The sequence below is a fragment of the Thermococcus sp. genome, from assembly GCF_027008145.1.
GTDB lineage: Archaea > Methanobacteriota_B > Thermococci > Thermococcales > Thermococcaceae > Thermococcus.
On the sequence record NZ_JALTCZ010000133.1, the window covers coordinates 1 to 1,907 of the forward strand.

A 1,907-nucleotide genomic window follows, 5' to 3' on the forward strand; every position below is an offset into this window, starting at 1 on the left:
CTTAGACGGTGGCTTTTCGGGGTCGAAGAAGAGCTCGTTTATAAACCGCTCGGCCGTTATGGTTGTTCCCCCCAGATTCAGTCTTAACCTCACTCTGCCCGGGAGAAGTTCAACGTCCAACAGCTCGGCCGTACCTCCTGGCTTTAGGAAGACGTTCTCTGGCCTGAAGAAAAGTCTAACGGTGCCCTCCTCCTCCACGTCAAAGCACAGTTCCCCCAGACAGGCCCTTCCATCCTTGGCTTCAAGCTCAAGTATGTTGCCCGTCCCAAGGAACGTTGCCACGAACTTCGTTTTTGGACGGTAGTAGAGTTCCAGCGGTTTCCCTACCTGCTCTATCGTTCCGACGTTCATCACCGCTATCCTGTCGCTTATAGCCATTGCCTCTTCCTGATCGTGGGTGACGTAGAGGGTCGTTATCCCGAGCTCGCGTTGAATCCTCCCGATCTCAGACCTGAGGCGCTCCCTTATCTTGGCGTCGAGGTTGCTCAAAGGCTCGTCAAGCAACAAAACTTTGGGCTCAACGACGAGGGCCCTCGCGAGGGCTACCCTCTGTTGCTGTCCACCGCTCAACTGTTCGGGATAGCGGTTCTCGAAGCCTTCAAGGCCAACAAGTTCCAGAGCTTCCCTGACCCTCTTCTCTATCTCTGCCTTTGGGAGTTTCCTCATCTCAAGGCCGAAGGCAACGTTCCTGAAGACCGTCATGTGGGGGAAGAGGGCGTAGTCTTGGAAGACTATCCCGATGCCCCTCTCATAGGGTGGCAACTCGTTGACAGCTCTGTCACCGAAGAGAACCTCCCCTGAGTCGGGCCTTTCAAAGCCCGCTATGATCCGAAGGGTTGTCGTCTTACCGCACCCACTCGGCCCTAGGATGGTTAAAAGCTCCCCATCCCTAACCTTGAGGTTACTTATCCTGAGGCAGAAGTCCTCCCAGCACTTTTCAATCCCCCTGAGCTCTACGCTCACCATACCTCCTCACCGATGTGCTCTATCATCATAAAGCTGAGTGCCGATACCAACATAAGGAGGACTGAGAGGGCCGATGCACTTCCGAACTGCCTCGCCCCAATGAACTTGTAAACCGCTATCGTCATCGTCGTATACTCCGGAGTGGCCAGCATGTAAGTTGCCCCCAGCTCTGCTATGCTCATTGCGAAGGCAAATATTGCCCCGACGACAAGCCCGCCAAGGGCAAGGGGCAGTTCAACCTTGAGGAAGGCAGTGAACTCCTTTGCACCGAGGCTGAGCGCAGCCTCGAAGAGGTTCTTCTTTATCTTTCCAAGGCTCGTTGAGATCGCCCTGAGAACGAAGGGGTACGCTATGATAACGTGCGCTATGGCAACTATCCAGAAGGTGTAGTAGAGGGGTGTACTGTGGAAAAAGCGAACGTAGGCGAGGCCTATCGTTATCGGAGAGCTGGCCAGGGGGAGCATCGCCAGGACATCGAGAACCCTCTTGCCCTTGAAGTCCCAGCGGTTGAGGACGTAGGCTATTGGAAGGGCAACGAGGGTCGAAAAAACGACCGTTGCAACGCCGAAGAGAAGGGAGTTTCTTATCGCGCCAAGTGTTGATGTCCCGAACATTGGGTTATAAGCCGTGGAGAAGACCCTGCGGTAGTTCTCAAGGCTGAGGTGACCGTTGAAGACCAGCGAGTCATAGAGAACCGCCAGGAGGGGAGCGACTATGAAGAGGAGGATTATGAGAATGTAGAATGCCATTCCAGCTCCCTTCAGTCCGAGGAAGTCTCTGAGAGTAAGCCGCCTGGTTTTCCTAACCAGCTTCTGCTCCTCCCTCTTTGAGTAGGCCTCAAGGCTCTTGAGGTAGAGGTACATGAAAAGTCCGCTCAGGGAAATCTGGATGATCGCCAGAGCGGCCCCAGTCCGGAAGTCTAGGAGAGTCATGACGGAGGT

At 54.6% G+C, this 1,907-nt stretch carries 2 protein-coding genes; both read right to left on the reverse strand.

The features are described from left to right. Positions 1-966 (reverse strand): ABC transporter ATP-binding protein (locus MVD07_RS06350; RefSeq protein ID WP_297499788.1); only part of this gene is annotated, 966 nt, incomplete at its 3' end. Continuing rightward, on the reverse strand, positions 960-1,907 hold a 948-nt coding region (locus MVD07_RS06355), incomplete at its 5' end, for an ABC transporter permease subunit (protein WP_297499790.1). The genes MVD07_RS06355 and MVD07_RS06350, both read right to left, overlap by 7 nt.